General features: G+C 56.9%; 19 protein-coding genes and 1 pseudogene. 18 read left to right on the forward strand and 2 right to left on the reverse strand.

Features of this window, described 5'->3' with window-relative positions; translation table 11 throughout:
- Positions 1–89 precede the first annotated feature (89 nt).
- Positions 90–2,054, forward strand: a complete 1,965-nt coding sequence (locus tag RHM59_RS14480; protein ID WP_416195096.1) for a putative bifunctional diguanylate cyclase/phosphodiesterase — start codon at positions 90–92, stop codon at positions 2,052–2,054.
- Between the two features lie 329 nt (positions 2,055–2,383).
- Entirely contained in the window at positions 2,384–4,186 is a 1,803-nt protein-coding gene (locus tag RHM59_RS14485; protein WP_322167284.1) for an acyl-CoA dehydrogenase, read from the forward strand.
- Positions 4,187–4,225: 39 nt separating this feature from the next.
- Here RHM59_RS14485 and RHM59_RS14490 read toward each other — a convergent pair whose 3' ends face one another.
- Entirely contained in the window at positions 4,226–7,498 is a 3,273-nt protein-coding gene (locus RHM59_RS14490; RefSeq protein WP_322224502.1) for a glycosyltransferase family 32 protein, read from the reverse strand.
- A 271-nt stretch (positions 7,499–7,769) separates the two neighbouring features.
- Here RHM59_RS14490 and RHM59_RS14495 point away from each other — a divergent pair, with 271 nt between their 5' ends.
- The 5 genes and pseudogenes from RHM59_RS14495 (at position 7,770) to RHM59_RS14515 (ending at position 15,570) form a co-directional block, all read left to right on the forward strand.
- Positions 7,770–9,512, forward strand: coding sequence for a potassium/proton antiporter (locus RHM59_RS14495; RefSeq protein WP_322167282.1), 1,743 nt, complete (start codon positions 7,770–7,772; stop codon positions 9,510–9,512).
- 35 nt (positions 9,513–9,547) lie between these two features.
- A pseudogene (gene mscK, locus RHM59_RS14500) lies at positions 9,548–12,814 on the forward strand (mechanosensitive channel MscK); the annotation flags it as partial.
- A gap of 142 nt (positions 12,815–12,956) precedes the next feature.
- Positions 12,957–14,420: a protein adenylyltransferase SelO gene (gene selO, locus RHM59_RS14505; RefSeq protein WP_322224503.1), complete on the forward strand. Its 1,464-nt coding sequence runs from the start codon at positions 12,957–12,959 to the stop codon at positions 14,418–14,420.
- A gap of 174 nt (positions 14,421–14,594) precedes the next feature.
- Positions 14,595–15,029, forward strand: coding sequence for a thioredoxin TrxC (trxC, locus tag RHM59_RS14510; protein WP_322167279.1), 435 nt, complete (start codon positions 14,595–14,597; stop codon positions 15,027–15,029).
- Between the two features lie 130 nt (positions 15,030–15,159).
- On the forward strand, positions 15,160–15,570 hold the full coding sequence (locus RHM59_RS14515) for a PAAR domain-containing protein (protein WP_322167278.1): 411 nt from the start codon (positions 15,160–15,162) through the stop codon (positions 15,568–15,570).
- A 6-nt stretch (positions 15,571–15,576) separates the two neighbouring features.
- Here the strand turns inward: RHM59_RS14515 and RHM59_RS14520 are convergent, their stop codons facing one another.
- Positions 15,577–16,356: a ParA family protein gene (locus RHM59_RS14520; protein WP_322167277.1), complete on the reverse strand. Its 780-nt coding sequence runs from the start codon at positions 16,354–16,356 to the stop codon at positions 15,577–15,579.
- Positions 16,357–16,676: 320 nt separating this feature from the next.
- Between RHM59_RS14520 and RHM59_RS14525 the strand changes: the two genes are divergently transcribed.
- The 11 genes from RHM59_RS14525 to RHM59_RS14575 are packed head-to-tail and all read left to right on the forward strand — an operon-like array spanning position 16,677 to position 25,120.
- Positions 16,677–17,396, forward strand: a complete 720-nt coding sequence (locus tag RHM59_RS14525) for a beta-ketoacyl synthase chain length factor (protein ID WP_322224504.1) — start codon at positions 16,677–16,679, stop codon at positions 17,394–17,396.
- Positions 17,372–18,184 (forward strand): 1-acyl-sn-glycerol-3-phosphate acyltransferase, encoded by an 813-nt coding sequence (locus tag RHM59_RS14530; RefSeq protein ID WP_322170672.1) that lies wholly within the window; start codon positions 17,372–17,374, stop codon positions 18,182–18,184. The genes RHM59_RS14525 and RHM59_RS14530 overlap by 25 nt, the downstream gene beginning before the upstream one ends.
- The gene (locus RHM59_RS14535) at positions 18,159–18,419 is read left to right on the forward strand and encodes a phosphopantetheine-binding protein (RefSeq protein ID WP_322167274.1); all 261 of its coding nucleotides are present in this window, start codon (positions 18,159–18,161) and stop codon (positions 18,417–18,419) included. Before RHM59_RS14530 ends, RHM59_RS14535 begins: the two co-directional genes overlap by 26 nt.
- A 24-nt stretch (positions 18,420–18,443) precedes the next feature.
- Positions 18,444–18,698 (forward strand): acyl carrier protein, encoded by a 255-nt coding sequence (locus tag RHM59_RS14540; RefSeq protein ID WP_322170669.1) that lies wholly within the window; start codon positions 18,444–18,446, stop codon positions 18,696–18,698.
- Complete coding sequence (locus RHM59_RS14545; RefSeq protein WP_322224505.1) at positions 18,695–19,240, forward strand: hypothetical protein; 546 nt, start codon at positions 18,695–18,697, stop codon at positions 19,238–19,240. The genes RHM59_RS14540 and RHM59_RS14545 overlap by 4 nt, the downstream gene beginning before the upstream one ends.
- Entirely contained in the window at positions 19,237–20,916 is a 1,680-nt protein-coding gene (locus RHM59_RS14550) for an AMP-binding protein (protein ID WP_322224506.1), read from the forward strand. The genes RHM59_RS14545 and RHM59_RS14550 overlap by 4 nt, the downstream gene beginning before the upstream one ends.
- The gene (locus RHM59_RS14555) at positions 20,909–21,643 is read left to right on the forward strand and encodes a glycosyltransferase family 2 protein (RefSeq protein WP_322167270.1); all 735 of its coding nucleotides are present in this window, start codon (positions 20,909–20,911) and stop codon (positions 21,641–21,643) included. Before RHM59_RS14550 ends, RHM59_RS14555 begins: the two co-directional genes overlap by 8 nt.
- Positions 21,640–22,578 (forward strand): glycosyl transferase, encoded by a 939-nt coding sequence (locus RHM59_RS14560; protein ID WP_322167269.1) that lies wholly within the window; start codon positions 21,640–21,642, stop codon positions 22,576–22,578. The genes RHM59_RS14555 and RHM59_RS14560 overlap by 4 nt, the downstream gene beginning before the upstream one ends.
- The gene (locus RHM59_RS14565; protein WP_322167268.1) at positions 22,559–24,106 is read left to right on the forward strand and encodes an aromatic amino acid ammonia-lyase; all 1,548 of its coding nucleotides are present in this window, start codon (positions 22,559–22,561) and stop codon (positions 24,104–24,106) included. The genes RHM59_RS14560 and RHM59_RS14565 overlap by 20 nt, the downstream gene beginning before the upstream one ends.
- The gene (locus RHM59_RS14570) at positions 24,096–24,521 is read left to right on the forward strand and encodes an acyl-CoA thioesterase (RefSeq protein WP_322167267.1); all 426 of its coding nucleotides are present in this window, start codon (positions 24,096–24,098) and stop codon (positions 24,519–24,521) included. The genes RHM59_RS14565 and RHM59_RS14570 overlap by 11 nt, the downstream gene beginning before the upstream one ends.
- Positions 24,518–25,120: an outer membrane lipoprotein carrier protein LolA gene (locus RHM59_RS14575; protein WP_322224507.1), complete on the forward strand. Its 603-nt coding sequence runs from the start codon at positions 24,518–24,520 to the stop codon at positions 25,118–25,120. The genes RHM59_RS14570 and RHM59_RS14575 overlap by 4 nt, the downstream gene beginning before the upstream one ends.
- Positions 25,121–25,128 lie beyond the last annotated feature (8 nt).

A 25,128-nucleotide genomic window follows, 5' to 3' on the forward strand; every position in this document is an offset into this window, starting at 1 on the left:
CTGACCTTCTGGTACTGGACGATGCGTCCAAGGTGACAGCAGACGGGCTGCATGATTTTGAAGTGCTCGCTGGAAAACCCATCAAACTGATGATTTGGGTGCCGATTAAAGGGCCCGACGGAAAACTGCTTGGCGCCTTATTGGTGGCGCATCATCTGACCCAGGCTGGGTTAAGTTCGGCGCAAAAATATGTACTGCAGACCCACGCGGTTCAACTCGCTCACGAACTCTACCCCACTAACGGCGACGGGACGCTTGAACGAACAAGTGGCCACCTCATGGAGCGACTGCGACTGTTGGAGTCCGTGGTGGTTCATGCCAAGGATGCGATTCTGATCACTGAAGCGGAACCTTTAGACACGCCGGGGCCGCGCATTGTCTATTGCAACGCCGCTTTTACCGCCACCACGGGTTACAGCGAAGCAGAAGTGCTCGGACTAACGCCTCGGATACTTCACTGCGATAACACAAATCGCGAGACGCTGGACCAGATAAGAACAGCGCTTGAAGGCTGGCAACCCGTCGAAGTCGAGCTGCTGAACAAACGGCGCGACGGCAGTGAGTTCTGGGTTCAACTGAGCATCGTTCCGGTGGCCAACGAGCGCGGCTGGTTCACCCACTGGATCTCGGTGCAACGCGACATCAGCGAACGAAAGGAGGCCGAGAAACTCGCTTATCAAGCGCATGTGATATTGGCCGAAAAAAATGCGCTGGAGATCCGGCTGGTTGAGCGCCAACAGATCGAAAAAGAATTGTCCTACGCTGCGTCACATGATGCCCTGACACAGCTGAACAATCGGGCCTTCATCATGGCGCGGCTCAGTCAGGTCTTTGAGCAGCGGTACCTTAATGGACAGCCTCACGCCACTGTCTTGTTCATGGATCTGGATCGCTTCAAGTTGGTCAATGACAGCCTTGGCCATCGGACCGGAGACCTTCTGCTCTCGGCCGTGGCTCGCCGGCTTGAGCAGTGCTTGAGGCCATCCGAAATCCTCTCGAGATTTGGCGGCGATGAGTTCGTTTTGCTAGTCGAGGGCGAATTAGCCGCCGCAGATGCTGCCGCACTGGCGATGCGCATCATCGACCAATTACAAGCGCCTCTCCACGTCAGCGGACAGGATATCTTTACCGCGTGCAGCATCGGCATCGTTAGCATCAATAAAAGTCACGAAACACCTGAAGAGCTACTGCGCGACGCCGACGTCGCCATGTACACCGCGAAGTCCAAAGGCGGTGGCCAGTACGCGCTTTTTGACCATTCAATGCGTGAAAAAGCAATAGAAGCCCTGTCGCTACAGAGCGCGCTCAAACAAGCCATCGCCCGCAACGAATTTGTGCTGCATTACCAACCGATCTATGACCTGCAAACAGGCAACCTGAAAGCGGTCGAAGCGCTGATTCGCTGGAATAACCCCCAGCGCGGCCTGGTTAGACCTGACCTGTTCATCCCCTTCGCCGAAGAAATCGGCGCCATTCAGCAGATCGGTTATTGGGTCATGAGCGAAGCATGCAGGCAGCTTCAAGAATGGAGAAACAAATACCCGGAAATGGATTTACAGCTGAACGTGAATGTCTCCGGAAGAGAGCTCAAGTATTCCGGGTTCGTCGCACAACTGGAGCACTTTCTGACCAGCACCCACTTTCCAGCCGACCGCCTACAAATAGAAGTCACCGAGAACATTTTCCTGCATGAACCCGAAGCCATCGGTCTGATACTCGAGAAAGTGCGTGAAATGGGCGTTCGCGTTGCGCTGGATGACTTTGGCACCGGGTACAGCTCATTGGCGTACATCGACCGTTACCCTATCGATGCAATAAAAATCGACCGTTCTTTTGTCTCACGGATGATGACCCACAACCGGACCTTGGCCATTGTGCAAAGCATCTTGTGGCTGGGTCGAAAACTCGGATTCGACATCACGGCTGAGGGCATCGAAACCACCGAGCAATTGGAACGCCTGAAAGAACTGCGCTGCCCTTCGGCTCAAGGTTATCTGCTCGCGTACCCGATGCCGCCGGACCAACTGGCTGAGTTGTTGGCTGCGCAGCGTTGAGGGTTTAGCGCGGCGTTCTGCGGCACCTCTACACCGCGCTGTCGCGCTGCAAACTGAGTGGCACTTTGTGTGGATTGAGGTTGCAGCGTGTCAGGACGGAAGCCTTCCCGAATGAATTCGGTCCCACGGGTTTCTGGCGCTGCACAAACTGTAGGAGCTGCCGAAGGCTGCGATCAGTCCGAAGGACCTTCGCCAACAAGTTGGCTCCTACAGATGGCTGAGGCAGTGCTCTGTCACGTTTTACCCCTCCATCACCCACATCAATCTTGCTATTCAGCCTCTCGCGTCTGGGCCTAGACTTCGGCCATTCCAAAAAAAGGTAGGCCGCCATGTCCGAGATGCTTCTGAGTTCACGCAACCTGGCCTTCGAGCTGTATGAAGTGTTGGACGCCGAAGCCTTGACCCAGCGCGAGCGTTTTGCCGAGCACAATCGCGAAACCTTTGACGCTGCCATCGGAACTGCACGGACCATCGCCGAAAAGTTTTTCGCGCCGCATAACCGTAAGGGTGACGAGAACGAGCCGCGTTATGAAAATGGCGAAGCGGTGTTGATTCCAGAAGTAAAACCGGCGGTGGATGCGTTTCTTGAGGCGGGTTTTCTGAACGCCGCGCGCAGTTTTGAAGCGGGCGGGATGCAGCTGCCGACGTTGTTGTCACAAGCCTGTTTCGCACACTTCCAGTCGGCTAACGCGGCGTCGACGTCATACCCGTTTTTGACCATGGGCGCGGCGAATCTAATTGAAAGCTTCGGCAACGATGAGCAGAAGCAGCGCTTTCTGCAGCCGATGATCGACGGCCGTTTTTTCGGCACCATGGCGCTGACAGAACCTCACGCGGGCTCGTCACTGTCGGATATTCGCACCAAAGCAGAACCTGCCGCTGACGGCACTTATCGACTGCGCGGCAACAAGATTTTCATCTCGGGTGGCGACCATCCGCTGTCTGAAAACATCGTGCACATGGTGTTGGCAAAACTGCCAGATGCGCCGTCCGGGGTGAAGGGTATTTCTTTGTTCATCGTGCCCAAATTCCTGGTCAACGATGACGGCAGCCTGGGCAAGCGTAATGACGTGTTGCTGGCCGGGTTATTTCACAAGATGGGCTGGCGCGGTACAACGTCAACGGCTCTGAATTTTGGCGACAACGGTGAGTGCATCGGTTACTTGGTGGGGAAACCGCATCAAGGCCTGAGCTACATGTTTCAGATGATGAACGAGGCCCGAATCGGCGTCGGCATGGGCGCTGTGATGCTCGGCTACGCCGGTTATTTGTATTCACTGGACTACGCCCGCGAACGACCGCAGGGTCGCCTGCCAGACAGCAAAAATCCGGACACTGCGCCGGTTTCGATCATCCAGCACGCCGACGTCAAACGCATGCTGTTGACGCAAAAAGCTTACGTCGAAGGCGCCTTTGATCTAGGCCTGTACGCCGCGCGCTTGTTCGACGACACGAACACCGGCGAAACCGAAGAGGTTCGAAAACAGGCTCATGAGTTGCTGGATTTACTGACACCTATCGTCAAGTCATGGCCTTCGGAGTTTTGCCTCAAGGCCAACGAACTGGCGATACAGATACTTGGCGGCCACGGCTACACCCGTGAATATCCGGTGGAACAGTACTACCGCGACAACCGTCTGAACCCGATTCATGAAGGCACCCACGGCATTCAATCTTTGGACTTGCTGGGGCGCAAGCTCGCACAAAACGGCGGTGCCGGGCTCAAGCAACTTATTCGGTTGATCACCGACACGGCGGCTCGATCACAGGCTTACGAAGGTTTGACCCCGCTCCGTCAGCCGCTGGAGCAACTGATCGCTCGCCTGCAAATCGTCACCCTTGGCTTACTGACCGATCTGGCCCAAGGAAAAATAAATAGCAGTTTGGCGAATTCAGCGCTGTACCTGAAAGTCTTCGGCCACACCGTCATCGGCTGGCGCTGGCTGGAACAAGCAATTCGTGCAGAGGAAGGGTTAGCAAAGGGTAACGAAGCCGACGAGAGCTTTTATAAAGGCAAGCTGCAGGCCGCCCGGTACTTCCTGACATGGGAAGTACCGGGTTGCCATCATGAACTAGCGATCCTGGAAGCTCGGGACGACACCTGCTTGTCGATGCGGGCCGACTGGTTCTAGCCCGCGAGTCTGAACATGGGGCTCAAATAGAATGACCATTCACCATTCGTTTGCGCTCCCTGGCAGAATTCGAGTTTTTCGCTTGAAGGGGAAGTAGAAGTCCCGCGCAGCCTCCATTTGTTCGGTATAAGCGGCAGAAATAATCACCTCGGGTTCAAGGCTTCGCGCCAACAGATCGAAATAGTCAGGACGCAGTTTTCTCATGACATCAGAAAATACGCTTGGGCCCGTCAATTCAAAGATCTTGATCATGTAGGGAGCCATCGCCGCTTTGGACGCAGCACTCAGCGCTTGCGTTGAGGTGTCTAAATGAGGACGCGGTGTTGTGAAAAACACAGGATCTTCGCTTACATAGCGCCTTTGCATCTCCCGCAACAGTTCCTTTAATACCGGGTTTCGAGGAAGGCTGGCGAAATGACTCGTGTTCGGGCCGACATAATTAAACGACGGTGCGCTGACTTCGTTCCCCATCAACACATCGCAAGGCCCCGCGTCGAGACTGACCCCCTCGAAAGAACTCATGATGATGTCGTCACAATCCATGTAAATCCCGCCATATTCATAAATCAACCGATAGCGAAGAACATCGGAGGCCGCCGCGAGATTTTGATAATCCCCATAGCGGAAATAATCAAACATCGGTGCACTTTCACTTTTCAGAAAATCTGAATAAAAAGCCTCATCTTTTAGCCGTGAAAGATGAACATTGGGGTGATTGATGAACCGCGATGACAGGTCATGAAAGGCCAGTTCATTATCAATATCGATATGCAGGGTAAAGGCCAGATCAGGGCTTTTCGCTGCATTTTTCGACAGGTTAGTTAACAGCTGCTCTCCGGGTATCCGATTCCCCATCCAGATGTAGTGGACTTCGCGTGGAATGGCCGTGGCATTAGCAGGAAGCTCCGGCAACCTTGGAAAGGTGTAAATCCGATAGTCCTTACTTTGAGCAATCCTGCTTTCGATTTTTTTGTAATCGGCGGCGCCTGCACTATGCCACTCACCAGCCCTGTCTCTCCATACATAGTCACCGCGACTGTTTGTCCAGCCCGGCAACTCAGGATTGGCGTCGTAGTACACGCGCGTTCTTTTACCGTCCCGATGGATGAAATAACTGTCGTCTGCCATTTCAACCCCATCCATGGGGATTTCAATTTGAATCTTGGGAATGTCCGGTTGGAGGACGATAGGCGGGTATGGCGCTACCGGAACAGCACCCGTATCAATAGGGGCTGATGCGGAGCCATCAAAACTTTCACCACCGCGCAAGCCGGGTTTCAAATCCAGGTCCCAGCGCCCAAGACTCAGCTCTTTTACAAACGGACCAGGGGGGCCGGCCTCATATGGCGCAAAAATACGAAACTGGCTTGCCGCCTCCACCCACTCAACCCGATAGACCTTTGAGTGCAACCGAATGAAGGACTCATAGGTGTTAGTCAGGTTGTCGAATACTTGATAGGTCTCGTTAGCGCCGCTAGCCAATGTCCATGCACCGTTCTTCAGCGGTGACGTGTACTCAAGCGTCCTTAACTTAGCCCGTATGGCCGCACGCAACGAGCGCAAACCCTCAGGCTCAATACCGAAGCCACGCTCAGTATCGTCAATTCTTTTATGCCGTGCCTGCTCCGCGAGTCGGGCTTGTTGTTCTTCTGCAGCCAGGCTTTCAGGGGTTGCATCCGCCTGAGTTTCGACACCTGTATCAGTTTCCCAAGTAGAGGATGCAGCATCTTCGCGCACAACTCGGCCAGCATCGATTGCGCCAGCAACGACCTCGGCAATGATTGGCAAAGCGTTCAACACCCCAAACTGGATGTGTGCAAGCCCTTGCTCTTTTTCCGCCTTATCTTTGCCCTCAACCGTCTCGTCTACACCCAAACCTACTAATGCAAGCGACAGCGCAGCGAGTAATGGGCTGACTTCTGGCGCGACCATTACCACCGCGCCCAAGACCAGAATCGCGTCCGTTACGCCCTCGGCCGCCGCAGCTTTCCAATAATCGCTCTGGGTATGTATCGTCTGTGCGGCGTCAGAGTCCAAACGCTCTTTGAGCGCTTGTTGAAAATGCGTAAAGGGCCATTCAATGGCAGCACCAAACTTGATGGTGGAGCGAGGGGGCCAGTAGCCGGTTGCCTGGTTCAGGAATTTCGGATAAACCGCCAAGCCTGCCAGCGCCGCATGCAACCCACTTAAAAAGGGGCCGTCACCGTCGTCTTCCATTCTGAAATGGCTTTCTAACGCTTTCCTTTTTCGAGGGTCCCGGCATTGCTGCCCCAACCACTCTGCGGCTAAGGGTTCAGAATCAAAACCATGAAAAGGAGATGAATTACCCGGAATGTAGAGAGTGACCCGGCCCGTTAACTCGTTTCTGATAGCCAAGATGTCGGTGGCGGTATAACGGTAAACAATGAGTTCACGGAAGGTGACGGTTCTTAAAAGCGGGGCATTGACGAAACGCTCCCACGTTAGGGTTTCCCATGGCTGGCTGGCATCCAACCCCAACGCGCTCAACAAAAACCCCTTGTCTTCAGCCGTCAACGACCCCGCCGCCGCCTGCCTATAGACGGCCTTTAGAAACGAACCTTTGATGAGCAAGTTGTAATAAGACCCGTGCTCCTTCCAAAACTCGCCAAGTCGCGCTTGATAATGCGCCTGGAGATTGCAGTCCCACACGTACTGTTTGAATTCGTCAGCTCGCATGTGCAAGTGCGTGGTGGCGTCGTACCGCTGCGGAGTGGTTTTGCGGTAAACAGCCTCATAGGCGGCGCAGTTCCAAAGCGGTAGCGGACTGTGTACGACATTGACTTCAAAGCCCCCTGACCGGTAACCCTCAAGCCTGCTGAGGTGGTCAAAAAAATCGCCATTACCGTTTTGCTGCCAGTTTCGCAGCATCGCCTGGGTGAGCGTCATGGAGAACGCAACGCTGGCGTTGAACGGGGCGTGTCTACCTGCCGTTTCGATATAAAGCGTGGCGATGACCATTTCACTAGGGTCTAAATCAATGCCCCACTTCTTTTGCGCGTAGGTACGCACCGTTTCCGTCGCGTATTGCTCTGGCGATTCATAGTTGATTTGCAAGGTTTTGAAAAATGTTTCAGCAAGGAGATCAGGCATACCCCGTGCCTGCTCAAGGGAGATTTTCTGGAGGGGCTCCTGCGTCACCGGGAACTCCTCGAAAAGTTTCTCGGCGCCCACGTCTGCGGCCGAACCAGGGTCCCACCCATAACCCGTGCTCAAATCCAAACCGGGATATTTTGCTCTAAGTTCGGCGGCCCTTTTATTGAAGGCCAATCGTTGTTCTTCCGTGATTTCCATGATGCTGACGTCCTGTCAATGATAAGAGCGCAGAAAATAATCAATCAACGACAGCAAAAAGCTTAATTAATTACCCCATAAGGTTTAAAAGCGGTAAGCAACCTACCGGGGTTAAGCAACCGAATGGCTGGGCCTAATCGGCGCCTTCAATTCGTAACAAACAGACAAAGCTTTGACAGCCATCCAATTCAACAGGTTAGAATCGCTTGGCACGCGGACTGCATGGTCAGTCAGCGCCTCGCTTTTCGATTTTGATTCTGGAGTACGCCCTTTGGATGCAAACACCATCAACAGCCTGTTCTTGATCGGCGCGTTGCTGGTGAGTGCAAGTATTCTGGTCAGCTCCCTGTCCTCGCGCCTCGGCATCCCTATTTTGGTAATCATCCTCGCGGTCGGTATGACGGCCGGAGTTGATGGTGCCGGCATCGTTTTCGATAACTACCCCACCGCTTATTTGGTCGGCAACCTCGCACTGGCAGTGATCCTGCTCGACGGCGGGTTGCGCACCCGAGTCGCCAGTTTTCGGGTGGCGTTATGGCCTGCACTGTCATTGGCCACGGTTGGCGTATTGATCACCACGGCGCTGACCGGCATGGTCGCTGCCTGGTTGTTCAACCTGAATTTGATTCAAGGTTTGTTGATTGGCGCCATTGTCGGTTCCACCGATGCCGCTGCGGTGTTCTCACTGCTGGGTGGCAAAGGCCTCAATGAGCGCGTCACCGCCAGCCTGGAAATCGAGTCCGGCAGCAACGACCCCATGGCGGTGTTTTTGACCGTGACCCTGATCGATATGCTGCACAGCGGCGAGACCGGTTTGCACTGGAGCCTACTGGGCCATTTGATTCAAGAGTTCGGCATCGGCGCAATTATTGGCTTGGGCGGCGGATGGATCATGCTGCAACTGGTCAACCGCATTAACCTGGCGACCGGCTTGTATTCAATTTTGGTGGTGGCGGGCGGGCTGGTGGTGTTTGCGTTGACCAACGCCATTCACGGCAGCGGCTTCCTCGCGGTCTACCTGTGCGGGCTCGTGTTGGGTAACCAACCCATTCGTAGCCGCCACGGGATTCTGCACATGCTCGACGGCATGGCCTGGCTGGCGCAAATCGGCATGTTTTTGGTGCTGGGTCTACTGGTTACGCCCCATGATTTGTTGCCTATCGCGTTGCCCGCGCTGGGCTTGGCACTGTGGATGATTCTCGTGGCACGGCCGCTGTCGGTTCTGGTTGGACTGTTGCCTTTCAAGGCGTTCCACACCCGAGAAAAAGCCTTTATTGCCTGGGTCGGGCTGCGTGGCGCGGTGCCGATCATTCTTGCGGTGTTCCCGCTCATGGCTGGTCTTCCCCATGCGCAGCTGTATTTCAACCTGGCGTTCTTTATCGTTTTGGTGTCGCTACTGGTGCAAGGCACGAGCCTGCCGTGGATTGCCAAACTGCTGAAAGTTACCGTCCCTCCCGAGCCCGCGCCGATATCCCGCTCCGCGCTGGAGGTGCATGTCACCAGTGAGTGGGAACTGTTCGTTTATCGCCTGGGCGCTGAAAAATGGTGCATCGGTGCGGCGCTCCGGGAACTGAAAATGCCCGAGGGCACTCGAATCGCAGCCCTGTTTCGTGGCCAGGAACTGCTCCATCCGTCGGGTAGTACGAAGCTGGAAGTGGACGATTTACTCTGCGTGATCGGCCATGAACACAACTTGTCAGCCCTAGGAAAACTGTTCAGCCAGGCCCCGCAACGTGGTCTTGATTTGCGATTTTTTGGCGATTTCGTTCTGCAGGGAGACGCTCAGCTCGGTGCTGTCGCGGCCTTGTACGGTTTGAAACTCGACGGTCTGGATGCAAATATGCCGCTCAGCCAATTCATCATTCAGAAGAATCGTGGCGAGCCCGTCGTGGGCGACCAGATCGAGTGGAATGGCACCCTGTGGACCGTCGCGGTGATGGACGGGAACAAGATCCTCAAAGTCGGCGTCAAATTCCCCGAAGGTAGCCGCCCAGGTCCTGGGTTGTTCCTCTAAACTTCCTTTTTCTTCAATCAGTTCGACCGGTATTTATGTTGACCTTGCGACCTTTTTTTACTGCCGCCCTCCTTGGACTTTGCCTCTCCATTTCCGCCGTTCAGGCCGCCGACCCACCTACCAGCGCCGCTGTGCAGCAAAGCTTGGCTAAAATTGCTGACCGCAAACTGCCGGACGCTGATCAAAAGGCCTTGCAGCAGGTCTTGGAGCAGACCCTTTCTTTTATTTCGAGCAAAGAAGACAGCGACAAGCGACTGGTCGACCTCAAGCAGCAACTGAGCCAGGCACCGCGCCAGACCACCGACAATCAACGCGAACTGACGCGATTGAAAGCCAGCAAGGTCGTTCCCATTGCCCAGCGCTTCGCCAACCTCGACGTGGCGCAGTTGGAGCAACTGCTCACTGAGCGCAGCACTCAGCTAGCGGATCTGCAAAAAACACTCAATGATGCCAACAGCCTGACTATTACCGCTCAGACTCGGCCTGAGCGGGCGCAAGCAGAAATCAGCGCCAATCAGACGCGCAGTCAGCAGATCAATAACCTGCTGAAAAGCGGTAAAGACAGCGGTAAAAGCATCAGTGCCGATCAACGCGACCAACTTAACGCCGAGCTGGCTTCGCTGAATGTGTTGACCCTGCTGCGGCGCCAGGAATTGGCAGGCAACAGTCAGTTACAAGACTTGGGCAATAGCCAGCGTGACTTGCTCACCGAAAAAGTCAGCCGGCAGGAACAGGACATCCAGGACCTGCAAACGCTGATCAACGACAAGCGTCGCGCCCAATCGCAACAGACTGTGACGCAGTTGTCCCTGGAAGCCCAGAAAGCCGGCAGCAGCAGCCTGCTGGCCACAGAGAGCGCGGCCAATCTCAAGCTCTCCGATTATCTGTTGCGCGGCACCGACCGACTGAACGAACTGACCCAACAAAACCTCAAGACCAAGCAGCAACTGGACAGCCTGACCCAAAGCGATCAGGCGCTCGACGAGCAAATCAACGTCCTTCGCGGCAGTTTGTTGCTGTCCAAAATTCTCTATAAACAGAAACAGGCCCTGCCGTTGCTGACCCTCGACAAAGGACTGGCGGATGAAATTGCTGACATTCGCTTGTATCAATTTGAGGTCAACCAACAACGGGAAGTGATGAGCAGCCCTGGCGCCTATGTCGACAAACTCCTCGCCACCCAACCGCCCGAAGACGTGACCCCGGCGCTGCGCAAAACGTTGCTCGATCTCGCAGTAACTCGCACCGATTTGCTTGAACGCTTGAATCACGAACTGAGTTCGCTGCTCAATGAATCCATCACGTTGCAGCTCAATCAAAAGCAATTGGTCGGCACTGCCGTCGGCCTACGCTCCACCCTTGATGAGCAGATGTTCTGGATCCCGAGCAACAAGCCCCTGGATCTAGACTGGATAGAAGGCATTCCACCGCGCCTCACCAAACAAATCACCACCCTGCCTTGGGCCTCCAGCGTCAGTGAGCTAACCGACGGCCTGACTCAACGGCCCCTGTTGTTCTTGCCACTGCTGGTGCTGATTGGTGCTTTGGTATGGAAACGTAAAGCGCTGTACGACAAGCTCAACCGACTGCATTCGGACATCGGCCACTTCAAGCGTGACAGCCAATGGCATACGCCGCTGGCGATTCTGATCAATATCTTGCTAGCCGTACCGGTTGCACTCGGGTTGGCACTGTGTGGGTACGCGCTGCAGATTGACGCCCGAGGCCAAAACGTCAACCTCGGTTCGGCCTTGCTGCAAATTGCCTTGGCGTGGCTAATGTTTTACACCGCCTATCGCGTTCTGGCGCCGGGCGGGGTTGCCCAACTGCACTTCCGCTGGGAAAAGCCGCAGGTTGAATTTCTTCAGGGCTGGATTCGTCGCTTGGGTCTGGTGGTGCTGGCCTTGGTGGCCGTGGTGGCCGTGGCCGAACACCAACCGGCTGCGCTGGCCGATGACGTGCTGGGCATCGCGGTGGTATTGACCTGCTATGCCTTGATGACGTGGCTACTGAGTCGCTTGCTAATCCGCAGTCCGACGCAACACAGCGCCTCATTTTTTCGCAAAGCCATTGGCTTGCTGTTCACAGCATTACCGATCGCGCTCTTCCTCGCGGTGTGCTTCGGCTACTACTACACCGCGCTGAAACTGAGTGATCGATTGATCGACACCCTGTATTTGATGATGTTGTGGCTGGTAATCGAAGCCGCCTTCGTTCGCGGGCTAAGCGTTGCCGCACGGCGACTGGCTTACCAACGAGCCCAAAGCAGACGTCAGGCCGCCAAGGAAAACGGCGATGGCGACGCGGTGGAAGAACCTGCGCTGGACATCGAAAAGGTCAACGACCAATCATTGCGTCTGATTCGGCTGGCGCTGCTTGCCGGCTTTATCGGCGCGCTGTATTGGGTCTGGTCGGACCTGATTAGCGTGTTTTCTTACCTGGATAACATCACGCTCTACGAATACACCAGTGGCACTGGCGCCACCATGAGCATGGTGCCCCTCAGCCTCGGCGACCTGATGGGTGCGCTGATCATCATCGGCACCACGGCAGTGTTGGCTGGCAACTTGCCCGGGCTGCTGGAAGTGCTGGTGCTGTCGCGGCTGAACCTTGCACAAGGTAGCTCCTACGCGACCACCACGTTGCTTTCGTACACCATTGCAGGCGTCGGCTTTGTTTCCACGTTGTCGGCGCTAGGCGTCAGTTGGGACAAGTTGCAGTGGCTGGTGGCTGCTCTGTCGGTCGGCTTGGGCTTCGGCATGCAGGAAATCTTCGCCAACTTCATCTCCGGCATCATGATTCTGTTCGAGCGTCCGGTACGCATCGGCGACACCATCACCATCGGGAGCCTGTCGGGCACGGTCAGCAAGATCCGCATCCGCGCCACGACCATCACCGACTTTGACCGCAAAGACATTATTGTCCCGAACAAGACGTTTATTACCGGGCAACTGATCAACTGGTCACTGACCGATACCATCACCCGTGTAACGCTCAAAGTAGGCGTCGACTACAGCTCGGACCTGGAATTGGTCCGCACCCTGCTGTTGCAGGCGGCCAATGACAACCCACGGGTACTCAAAGACCCGGCGCCTCATGTGTTCTTCCTGAACTTTGGCGAAAGCACGCTAGACCACGAATTGCGCATACACGTTCGTGATCTGGGTGACCGTAACCCGGCGGTCGATGAGATAAATCGCTTCATCAACAAAGAGTTCAAAGCCAACAACATCAACATTTCGTTCCGGCAGATGGAGATTCACCTCAAAAATCTGCATGGGCAGGAATACAGGTTGGTGCCCACCGACGAACCGGGCGACGCAGGCAAACCCTCGCTTCCAGCCCCCTCTGCGATCAGCGACGTACCCGAGCCACCAGAGGCTAAGCTCGACTGATGGCTTTAATCCCAGCAGAATGGTCGGACATTCTGCTGGGAGATGGCCCTTGAAAGCCCTCGACGAACTGACCTTCGACAACCGCTTCGCCCGACTGGGGGACGCGTTCTCAACGTCGGTGCTGCCTGAACCCATTGCTGACCCACGGCTAGTCGTGTCAAGCGCGGCGGCCATGGCGTTGCTTGACCTCGATCCGGCCCAAGCCGAATTGCCGGTCTTCGCCGAAATCTTCAGCGGCCACAAACTCTGGGCCACTGCCGACCCTCGGGCGATGGTGTATTCCGGTCATCAATTTGGCTCGTACAATCCACGCTTGGGTGATGGCCGTGGCCTGCTGCTGGGCGAGGTCTACAACGACGCCGGCGAACATTGGGACCTGCACCTCAAAGGCGCCGGGCAAACGCCGTATTCAAGAATGGGTGACGGTCGAGCGGTATTGCGCTCGTCGATTCGCGAATTTCTGGCGTCCGAAGCCCTGCATGCACTGGGCATTCCCACTAGCCGAGCGCTGTCTGTCATCGGTTCAAGCACCCCGGTGTGGCGTGAAAAGCAGGAACGCGCGGCCATGGTGCTGCGCTTGGCGCCCAGCCACATCCGCTTCGGCAGTTTTGAATACTTTTTCTATACCAAGCAGCCGGATGAACTCAAGGCGCTGGGCGAGCATGTACTTGCGATGCACTACCCCGAATGCCTGGAGCACGCCGAACCTTATTTGGCGATGTTTCGCCAGATCGTCGAGCGCAACGCCGAATTGATCGCGAAATGGCAAGCCTACGGTTTTTGCCATGGGGTGATGAACACCGACAACATGTCGATCCTGGGCATCACCTTCGACTTTGGCCCGTTCGCGTTTCTCGACGACTTCGATCAAAACTTCATCTGTAACCACTCCGACCATGACGGCCGTTACTCCTTCAGCAACCAAGTGCCCATTGGTCAATGGAACCTCAGCGCCCTCGCCCAAGCCCTAACGCCGTTCATCAGCGTCGAAGCATTGCGTGAAGCCCTCGGTTTGTTCCTGCCGCTGTACCAGGCTCATTATCTGGACCTCATGCGCCGCCGCTTGGGGCTGACCAGCGCTGAAGACGCAGACGCCACCTTGATCGAACGCCTGCTCAAACTGATGCAAACCGGTGGCGTCGATTACACCTTGTTCTTCCGTCGGTTGGGCGATGAATCTGCTCCAGTCGCGTGCAGTCGATTGCGCGACGATTTCATCGACATTCAAGGCTTCGACGCTTGGGCCGGCGACTATCAAGCGCGCATCGCCCGCGAAGACAACGGCAGCGAACTTGAACGCCAAACCCGGATGCACGCCGTCAATCCGCTCTACATCCTGCGCAATTATCTGGCACAAAAGGCCATTGACGCTGCCGAGAACGGTGACTACGAAGAAGTCCGTCGTTTGCACAGTGTCCTGACCAAACCCTTCGAGGCTCAGCCAGGAATGGAAAGCTACGCTGAGCGGCCGCCGGAGTGGGGCAAGCATTTGGAGATCAGTTGTTCGTCGTGACCCCATCTGCGGCGCAGTTCGTTCTGTAGAGCCAACTTGTTGGCGAAGCGCTTGACCCGGTGACGCGGTATTTCAGCTAAGCCGCCTCGCGAACAAGTTCGCTCTTACAGAAGACTGAACTGCGGCGTTAGTCGCGTGGCCAGACATCCTCATCAGCCAACTATGGAACCCGCCATGCCCCACCCTCTAACGATCCCTTGCCCACACTGCAACGGGCTCAACCGCATTCCTTCCGACCGCGTTGGCGATCAGCCTAAGTGTGGGCGTTGCAAGGAGCCGGTGTTGCTCAGCAAACCCTTCGCGCTGACCCAAGCCAATTACGCCAGTCAGATCAAAGGTGATTTGCCGTTGTTGATTGATGTGTGGGCGCAGTGGTGTGGGCCATGCAAGTCGTTCGCACCGACCTTCGAGCAAGCGGCGATTCAACTCTCGGGCCGATGCCGATTGGCGAAACTCGACAGTGAAGCCAATCAGCAACTGTCCGGCCAGTTGAACATTCGCTCAATCCCTACCTTGATCCTGTTTAAAAATAGCCGAGAAGTCGCACGTCAAAGTGGCGCCTTCCCCCTGTCCCAACTGCTGGCTTGGTTAAAAACCCAGGGCATTTAGGTCATGGGCGGACAGGTTATGTGCACTGACTTTCCCGTAGGGCATTTCCGAAACCGCTTTTGCGCCTACTCATCGGTGCTTTTCTGCTCTAGCCTTGCGGACTCAAATCGAGCAATAGCCGGGAGCAGTCATGACGTATGTCATCAGGGAAGGTGATCGCACAACCACGGACGGTTTCGTCATTCGCGCATCGGGCAAGGTCGTCGTGCAATCACGCAAGCTAGCGCGGATGGGTGACTTGGTGTGGTGTCCGGGGTGCGAGCGCGTCGGTTTTATCGCCGAGGGCAACCCGACCTATATCGACCACTATGTGGCCGTCGCGACTCAGGGCCAGACGGTCCGGTGCGAGTGCTCGCCGGGTAGCCATCGCCTGTTGGCGAGCGCGGATAGCGTTCCGGCGGATATGGACGCGACCGTCAGCATCCCTCCTGACTTGGCCGAGATTGCACACATTGCCGCCGAGCGGCTGTTGAGTGCCATTCAGGCCGGCACGCTGGGCGAACATCTGTTTTCACCGTTACGGCCACCCGCCGAAACCTGACCACTCTCAATGCGGCGAGGCGCTCTCCAGCAAGCTATGCAGCTCGACAAATTGCTGGGTCAGCTTGTGTCGAGGATCGAGGTAGATCAGCGGCGTATTAGCTTGATGCGACTCGCGCATTTTTACCGAGCTGTTGAGGTAGACCGGCAGTACCGGCAACCCTTCAGCGATTAACTCGTCGAGTATTTGTTGCGGCAGACTGGCCCGGGATTGGAACTGATTGACGATGATGCCTTCGATTTCCAGGCCCTCATTGTGATCTTCCTTCAGCTCCTCGATCTCTTTGAGCAGACCGTATAACGCTTGTCGGGAAAAGCTGTCGCAGTCAAAAGGAATCAGGACTCTATCGGCGGCTATCAACGCCGAAACCGCGTAAAAATTCAGGGCTGGCGGCGTATCGAGATAGATACGGTCATAGTCCTCGTCTAACTCATCCAGCAGTTTGCGCAGTTTGTTTATCTTATGTTTGGCTTCAAGCTTGGGCTGCAAGTCTGCCAATTCAGCGGTGGCAGTGACCACGTGCAGGTTATCGAAAGGAGTTTCGTAGATATCGACCTTGTTTTTCTTGGCGAACGGCCCGGAAGACAGGGTTTGTTTGAAAAAGTCGGCGATTCCCATCGGGATATCGTCGCCGGTCAAACCCGTGAGGTACTGGGTTGAATTGGCTTGGGCATCAAGATCGATCAACAGCGTCCGATACCCTTCTGAGGCGCTGACGGCCGCGAGATTGCAGGCAATGCTGGACTTGCCCACGCCACCCTTTTGATTGAACACCACACGCCGCATAGGAAAAACTCCTTGGTTCTGAAAGAGTCCAGAATCGCCCGAGTCTATGCAAAGCAGGTCGCAAGGGCGAGCGATAGATCTAAGGACAGCAAAAGTGAGTAAAGAGTTACACCGTAAATCGAATGTCCTACATCACAATGTCAGAACAGAACATGAGTAAGCGTAGGAATAGACTGATGTAAACAAGCTATTTGTAACAGAATTTGCTACTGATCATCCCCACCGGGATAATGTGCGCCACTGGGCTATATCGTCCCGCCAAGGTTGGCCCCGTTCGGGAAGCTGTACTAGAAGTAGTCCGAAGGGACGGGAAGACAATCGTGATCACCTTTAACATCGCACAGTGGCGTGCCTGGGCTCCCGGCCTGGAAACGATCGAGGACTGGCAGCAGTGGAACAGTGGCCAGGCAACTGTCGACATCGGCGACACGGCGCCTGACGTCTCGTTCTTGCCAGCCATGCAGCGCAGACGCTTGAGCCGTCTGGCGCGGATGGCGTTTAGCGTCGGCTGGCCGCTGGCCGATGGTCGCGAGCAGCTGCCCCTTGTCTTCGTCTCCCGCCACGGCGAAACCCCGCGCACTTTCGAAATCCTTAGCGAACTGGCTGCCGACCAACCTTTGTCTCCCACACAGTTCAGCCTCTCTGTGCACAACGCAGTAATCGGCCTGTGGTCGATCATGCGTGGCGAAACCAGCGAAATGACCGCACTGGCTGCGGCGGGCGATGGCCTTGAACACGGCGTCATTGAAGTGGGGGCGCTGCTCGCCGAAGGGGCGCCAGCGGTATTGCTTATCGTCACCGAAGAACAACCGCCCAAGGCCTACGCCACGTGGGTGGACGACGTGCCTTTCCCGTATGCCGTCGGTTTGTTACTGACACCGGGCACAGACTGGCAACTGTCGTTGAACACCTGCGAGGAAAGCCTGCCCCGCATGCAACTGCCGCATGCCCTTAACCTGCTGCGCACTTTATTGAGCGGGCACTCCTGCTGCCAACATTCATGGAAGAACCGGCTGTGGAACTGGCAACGACGACCCTAAGCAAAAGCCGCGACGCCTACTATTGGCGCCTGCTGGCAACCGCCGTGAGCTTTACCCTTTTCGGGGTGGGCGGCCTGTGCCTGCGATTATTGATTTTTCCGGTGTTGAGTTGCCTGCCAGGCTCCGCAAGCAACCATCGGCAACGCGCACGACGTACGGTCAGTCAGCTGTTCTGGCTGTTCATTCGCTTTATGGCGCGTACCGGCGTGCTGACGTATGACGTTCAAGGTGCCGAGCGCCTAGGGCGCCCCGGACAAATAATCATCGCCAACCATCCGTCGCTCATCGACGTGGTGTTTCTCATTGGCCTAGTACGTGACGCCAATTGCGTAGTCAAACAGAGTCTGTTTCAAAACCCCTTTACCCGAGGGCCCGTGCGATCCACCGACTACATCAGCAACGACGGCAGCATGGACATGCTCGATGCCGCCGCCGCTGCGTTACATAGCGGACAGACCTTGATCATTTTCCCGGAGGGCACCCGCACCCAACCCGGACAGCCACCGGCCTTTCATCGCGGTGGCGCCGCAATCGCCTTGCGGGGTGCGAAACTCGTGACCCCGGTGGTTATCCGAGTCAACCCAAGCACCCTGACCAAGGCCGAGCCTTGGTATCGAATTCCACAGCGGCGCTTTCACTTCAGTTTGAAAGTAGGTGCCGATATAGACCCACAAGCCTTTGCTGTGCTTGGCCCGGCGCCCGTGGCGTCACGCAAGCTCAACGACTACCTGCATCAATACTTCATTAAGGAGCTCGCCATAGATGAGCGATCTGCACCTGGAAATTAAGCAACTGATCATCGATGCTCTGGGCCTCGAAGACATCAGCACCCAAGACATTGGCAACGACCAGACCCTGTTCGGCGAAGGTTTAGGGCTGGACTCGGTAGACGCGCTGGAACTCGGCCTGGCTATCCAGAAACACTACGGCATCAAGATCGACGCCGACGCCAAGGATACCCGCAACCATTTCACCAGCGTCGACAGCCTAGCGGCGTTCGTCAGCGCCAGACGGGCGGCCTGAGGCATGATCACTCAAGAGCACGTGATGCAAACCCGCGAAGACATTTTTGAAACCCTGCGCACTGCGCTGGTCGAGCTGTTCGAACTTGAGCCCGAGCGTGTCACCCTGGAGTCCAACCTGTATCAGGACCTGGAAATCGACAGCATTGACGCTGTTGACCTGATTGATCACATCAAACGCAAAACCGGCAAGAAAATCGCTGCCGAAGAGTTCAAAGCCGTACGCACCGTCAACGATGTGGTCGAGGCTGTCTATCGCCTGGTTCACCCCGCCGCATGAGTCGGCTGATCGGCCTGGTGCTGTTGCTGGCGGGCATGTTGTACCCGTTCGCCGTTTATTTCGGTCTGGGCCACATCGCGCCTTGGCAGTTCGCCTTGCTTCTGGGTTGCCTGTGGCTGCTCCGTGGGCTGACCGGCGAACGAAGACCCGGCAGCCTTTGGATGGCGGTGGTTGCCATCGGTTTCTGCCTGTTATTGGGGGTCGTCGATAGCCCCGCGCTGTTGAGCTGGTATCCGGTGCTGAGCAGCGGGTTCATGTTGATTCTGTTCGGCGTAAGCCTGATTTATGGCATGCCGATAGTTGAGCGTTTGGCACGCCTGACCGACCCAGAATTATCTGACATCGCCGTCCGCTACACCCGCACAGTGACCAAAATCTGGTGCCTGTTTTTTCTCGGCAACGGGCTGATCGCGAGCGCACTGACCCTGTGGGCGCCGCTCAGTTGGTGGACGCTGTACAACGGATTGATTTCATACGGGCTGATGGGCCTGTTGTTTGCTGGCGAGTGGTTAGTACGCCAGCGTGTAAGAGGCCGCGCATGAAGTGGATACCCCTTGAGCGTCTGTTGCTCGACGCTACACCGGGCCGTGACCTGACGCGAGCCCCCGTCCTTGATCACGCTCACTTTTTCGAACAAGCGCTGAGCCTTGCTGCCGGTTTACAGGCCCGAGGCATAAAGCGCTTGGCGGTGCATCTGGACGATGCGGGCGAGTTGGCCGTGGCGCTATTTGGCGCCTGGCGTGCCGGGGTCAGTGTATTGATGCCGGCCGACATACAAGCGCCGACCCGGGCGCGCTGGTCGAGCGAAGTTGATCTGTGGTTAACCGATCAGGCCGAAGACACGCGGTTGAACGATCTGCTGGCTGAACCGTTATCGCCTGCTCTGCTGAATCTGGACACGTGCAGCCTAAGCCTGTGCACTTCCGGTTCCAGTGGCGAGCCGAAGCTGATCGAAAAGCGTTTGCGGCAGTTGACCAACGAAGTCGACGCGCTGGAGCGGCTGTGGGGCGCAGACCTTGGGAGCGCCTGCATCGTCGGCAGCGTCGCGACGCAACACATCTATGGCTTGCTGTTTCGGTTGCTGTGGCCGCTGTGTGCCGGTCGCACCTTTGTCCGCCATCAACTGCCATTCCCCGAAGACTTGCAGCGCGCCAGCCAAGAACACCTGGCATTTGCCTGGGTCGCCAGCCCCGCCCTACTCAAACGCATGGGCGACAATCTGGACTGGCCGGGATTGAGCGCCGTGCGACGGGTATTTTCATCCGGCGGCGCCTTGCCGTCCGAGGCAGCTCAAAGCCTGCACCAACGCTTGGGACAATGGCCGACCGAGATTTTCGGCAGTTCGGAAACCGGCGGCATTGCTTGGCGTCAGGGCGACAACCTCTGGCAAGCTTTTGAAGGCGTGAACCTGAGCCAGGACAACGATGGCGCGCTATGCATTGAGTCACCGTATCTGCCAACCGGGCACATTGAGCCCACCGCCGACGCCATACGCTTCGCCAATGATGGTCGTTTCGAGCTGTTGGGCCGTCTGGACCGCATCGTCAAACTGGAAGAAAAGCGTATTTCCCTGCCACTGCTGGAGCGTGCGCTGGAAACTCACCGTTGGATCAGCGAGGCCCGTCTGGGCGTGGTTCAAGAGAATCGGGCGTCGCTGGGAGCGTTGCTGGTGCTCAGTCCGAGCGGCCTGCATGCCCTGCGCAACCAAGGTCGGCGGGCATTGACCGAGCGACTGCGCGCGCATTTGCGCCCGCACTGCGAAGCCATCGCCCTGCCCCGTCGCTGGCGGCTGCTGCGCCAATTGCCCTTTAACTCTCAAGGAAAATTGCCTCAGGCTGACGTCGACGCCTTACTGCGCGCCCCTCGCCCACTGGCGCCCGAACTGCTCAGTGAGCAGCAGGTAGACGGTGAATGGCGCGTGGAATTGGTTATCCCGCCCGACCTGGCGTATTTCAGCGGGCACTTTCCGCAGATCCCGGTGCTGCCCGGCGTGGTGCAAGTAGATTGGGCGCTGAGCATGGGCCAACGGTTGCTGGATCTGCCGACCCGATTTGCCGGCATGGAAGTCTTGAAATTCCAGCAACTGGTACGCCCCGGCGATGAGATTTCCCTGACCCTGCGCTTCGATGCCGAGCGCAGTAAATTGTATTTCACCTACCGCAACGCCGATGCCCCCTGCGCCAGTGGCCGGATTTTGCTGGAGGCGGCGCATGCATAACCCGTGCGCGGTGATCCCGGTTTATAACCACGAACACGCGGTGTCTGCGGTCGTGCAGAAACTGTTAAGCGCCGGCTTGGCCTGCGTGCTGGTGGATGACGGCAGCAATCCGTGTTGCGCCGCTGTGCTGCAGACTTTGGCAGAGCAACCCGACGTCTATCTGTTGCGCCTATCTACCAATCAGGGCAAAGGCGGTGCGGTGATGGTCGGATTTCGCGAAGCGGCGCGTTTGGGATTCAGCCATGCGTTACAGGTCGATGCCGATGGGCAACATGACCTGCAAGATGTGGCACTGTTTCTGGAGGCTTCACGCGGCCATCCGCAGGCGCTGATCTGCGGCTTCCCGCAATACGACGCCAGTGTGCCGAAGGGGCGTTTGTATGCACGCTATCTGACCCACGTCTGGGTCTGGATCAATAGCCTGTCGTTGCAGATTATCGATTCCATGTGTGGTTTTCGGATCTATCCACTGCCGCCGGTGCTCACCCTGATGGACTCTGTGCAGATCGGTCAGCGCATGGACTTCGATACGGAAATCATCGTGCGCCTGTCATGGCGCAACCAACCCATGCGCTGGTTGCCGGTTCGGGTGCACTACCCCCAAGACGGTGTGTCGCACTTCCGACTGCTCCACGACAATGCGCTGATTTCAAAAATGCACGCCAAGCTGTTCTTTGGAATGTTGGCGCGGCTGCCATTGATCCTCTGGCGAAGGTGGCTACCATGAGCGACACCAAACGGCATTGGGCCGACCACCGGGAACGTGGCAGTTTTTTGCTGATGAAACTGACCGCCTGGGCCGTGCGTCATCTCGGCCGGCGGGTACTAAGCCCAGTCCTGCACGGAATTGTTTTTTACTTCTTCCTGTTCGGCCGCGCCGCGCAAACAAGTGCTTGGCAATACCAGCAACACTTGGCCGACTGGAGCAACCAAGCGGCACTGCGCCCCACCCGCTGGCGCGTGTTCAAGCAGTTCATGGCGTTTGCAGACTCGCTGCTGGACAAGCTCGACATGTGGAACGGCACACTCAAAGTCGAACACATCGAAATCGTCGACCCCGCGTTATTACGCCAAGAACTGCGCGGCAAGCGCGGACAAATGCTGGTGGGTGCTCATTTGGGCAACCTTGAGGTCTGCCGCGCACTGGCCGAGCTGGGCGAGAAAGTCACCATGAACGTGTTGGTGCACACCAAGCATGCGGAGCACTTCAATCGACTGCTGGGTGAAGCCGGCGCAACCCATTTGCGTTTGGTTCAAGTCAGCGAACTGGACCCAGCGATCATGCTCCAATTGAGCCAACGCCTGGACCGTGGCGAATGGCTCGCCATCGCGGGGGACCGCGTTGCCCTGCACGGCGGGCGCAACGTGCAAGTAGACTTCCTCGGCCAACCGGCCCTGTTCCCACAAGGCCCGTGGCTGTTGGCCGGGTTATTGAAATGCCCGATCAACCTGATTTTTTGCCTGAAAGGCGCCCGTGGCTATCGAGTCATTCTCGAACCGTTCGCCGACGCCATTCAATGGCGCCGCAGCGACCGCCAGCAAGTAATCGCCGAACACACTCAGCGCTACGCCGACCGCCTCGGTTTCTATTGCCTTGAGGCGCCACAGCAGTGGTTCAACTTTTACCCTTTTTGGAAAACCCATGACGACCCAAGCGCTTGAATCGGTAACCTTCGGCGAACGGCCGTTGCAGATCGAAGAAGTCTTGGCGCTGGCCAACCGCCAAGTGCCGACCCGCTTGCAAAGTGATGCTGCCTTTCGCCAGCGGATTGCCAAAGGCGCGCAATTTCTTGATTCTCTGTTGGATAAAGAAGGCGTGATCTATGGCGTGACCACCGGCTACGGCGATTCCTGCGTGGTGGCGGTGCCGCTGCATCACGTCGAGGCGCTGCCGCGACATTTGTACACGTTCCACGGCTGTGGTCTGGGCAAAATGCTCGATGCGCAAGCCACCCGCGCCGTGCTGGCGGCGCGTTTACAATCGCTGTGCCAAGGCGTTTCCGGGGTCCGCGTCGAATTGCTTGAACGCCTGCAAGGATTTCTCGACCAAGACGTTCTGCCGCTGATCCCGGAAGAAGGCTCGGTAGGCGCTAGCGGCGATTTAACCCCGCTGTCCTACGTCGCCGCCACCTTGTCCGGTGAGCGGGAAGTGATGTTCCGCGGCGAACGCCGTGAGGCCAGCGATGTGCATCGTGAGTTGGGCTGGGATCCCTTAGTGCTGCGGCCCAAAGAAGCCTTGGCGCTGATGAATGGCACCGCTGTGATGACCGGCATCGCCTGCCTTGCGTTCGCCCGTGCTGACTATTTGATGCAGCTGGCAACGCGCATCACGGCCATGAACGTGGTCGCGCTGGAAGGAAACCCCGAGCATTTTGACGAGCGCCTGTTCGCCGCCAAACCACACCCTGGGCAGATGCAAGTCGCCGCCTGGTTACGCCAGGACCTGGCCATCGACGCACCCACCGCGCCACTGCACCGTTTACAGGATCGCTATTCGCTAAGGTGCGCGCCACACGTACTGGGGGTTTTGGCCGACAGCTTGAATTGGCTGCGTTCGTTCATCGAAATCGAACTGAACAGCGCCAACGATAACCCGATCATCGACGCCGAAGACGAGCGCGTGCTGCATGGCGGGCACTTTTATGGCGGCCACATCGCGTTTGCCATGGACAGCCTGAAAACACTAGTGGCCAACGTCGCCGATCTGCTGGATCGGCAATTAGCGCTGTTGGTGGACGTGCGTTACAACCACGGCCTGCCGAGTAACTTGTCCGGCGCCAGCGCCGAGCGGGCAATGCTCAACCATGGCTTCAAAGCGGTACAAATCGGCACCAGCGCCTGGACCGCCGAAGCCTTGAAAAATACGATGCCGGCCAGCGTGTTCTCACGTTCCACCGAATGCCACAACCAAGACAAAGTGAGCATGGGCACCATCGCTGCCCGCGACGCGATTCGGGTGCTGGAGCTGACCGAACAGGTCGCGGCCGCCACCTTGATCGCCGCGAACCAAGGCCTGTGGCTGCGCAGTCAGGCAGCAGACGCACGGCCATTGCCCCCGGCCTTGGCGGCCATGCACCAGCAGTTGCAGGAAGACTTTCCTCCGGTCATCGAAGACCGAGCATTGGAGCGCGAACTGCGCCTGTGCCTGCAGCGAATCGGCGACCGGCATTGGAGGCTGCATGCGCAGTAAAGGCCCGATTCACGCAGACACCGAAGTGGTGGTGCCGTTTTTCGACATCGACATGATGAACGTGGTCTGGCACGGCCATTACATCAAATACCTGGAAGTCGCCCGCTGCGCACTGCTCGACCAACTCGGCCACAACTACATGCAGATGCTGGAGTCGGGCTATGCGTGGCCAGTGATCGACCTGCAACTGCGCTACGTGCGTGGCGCGGTGTTCGGACAGCGGCTGAATGTCCGGGCCAACCTGATTGAGTGGGAGAACCGCCTGAAGATCAATTACCTGATCACCGACGCCGTGACCGGTGAGCGCCTGACACGCGCCACCACGGTTCAAGTGGCCGTGGAAGTTGCCAGCCGCGAGATGCAATTGGCCTCGCCCAAGGTGTTTATCGATGCGGTATTGAGAGCGCTGCCATGACTGTCGTTTTAAAAATGATCTGCGCTGTGGCGCTGATTGGCCTGTCGCAGATGGCCAATGCGTTTGACGTGCAACAACTCAGCGCGCAGCTGGGTAAGCCTTCAGTGATTCACGGTGATTTCATTCAGGAAAAACACCTGCGCGCCCTGCCGCAACCCTTGACCAGCAAAGGCAAGTTCGTCTTGGCCAAAGACTTCGGCCTGCTCTGGCTGCTGGCAACCCCGCTGAAACAGGACTACCGAATCAATACCGTCGGGATCGCCCGGCGTGATGCCCATGGCTGGCAACTGTTGCCCAACAAGAACGCCGGAGCGGAACAAAACCGGTTGTTCCTGGCGGTGCTGCAAGGCGACAGCAGCGGCCTGCAACGTGATTTTGACTTGCAGCTAAAAGGTGACGCTCAAGCATGGCAACTGACCTTGACCCCGCGCTCACTGCTGCTGCAACAAGTGTTCAAGCAGATCAATATTGACGGCGGCGAACTGGTGCAGCGCATTGAACTGCTGGAAACCCAAGGCGACAGCACGTTGTTGCGGATGATCGACAGTACCAGCGCAACGGGCCTGAGCGACGCGGAGCACCACGACTTTGTTGACTAGCCGCGAAC

Source organism: Pseudomonas sp. MH10 (assembly GCF_034353045.1).
In the GTDB taxonomy this organism is placed as follows: domain Bacteria; phylum Pseudomonadota; class Gammaproteobacteria; order Pseudomonadales; family Pseudomonadaceae; genus Aquipseudomonas.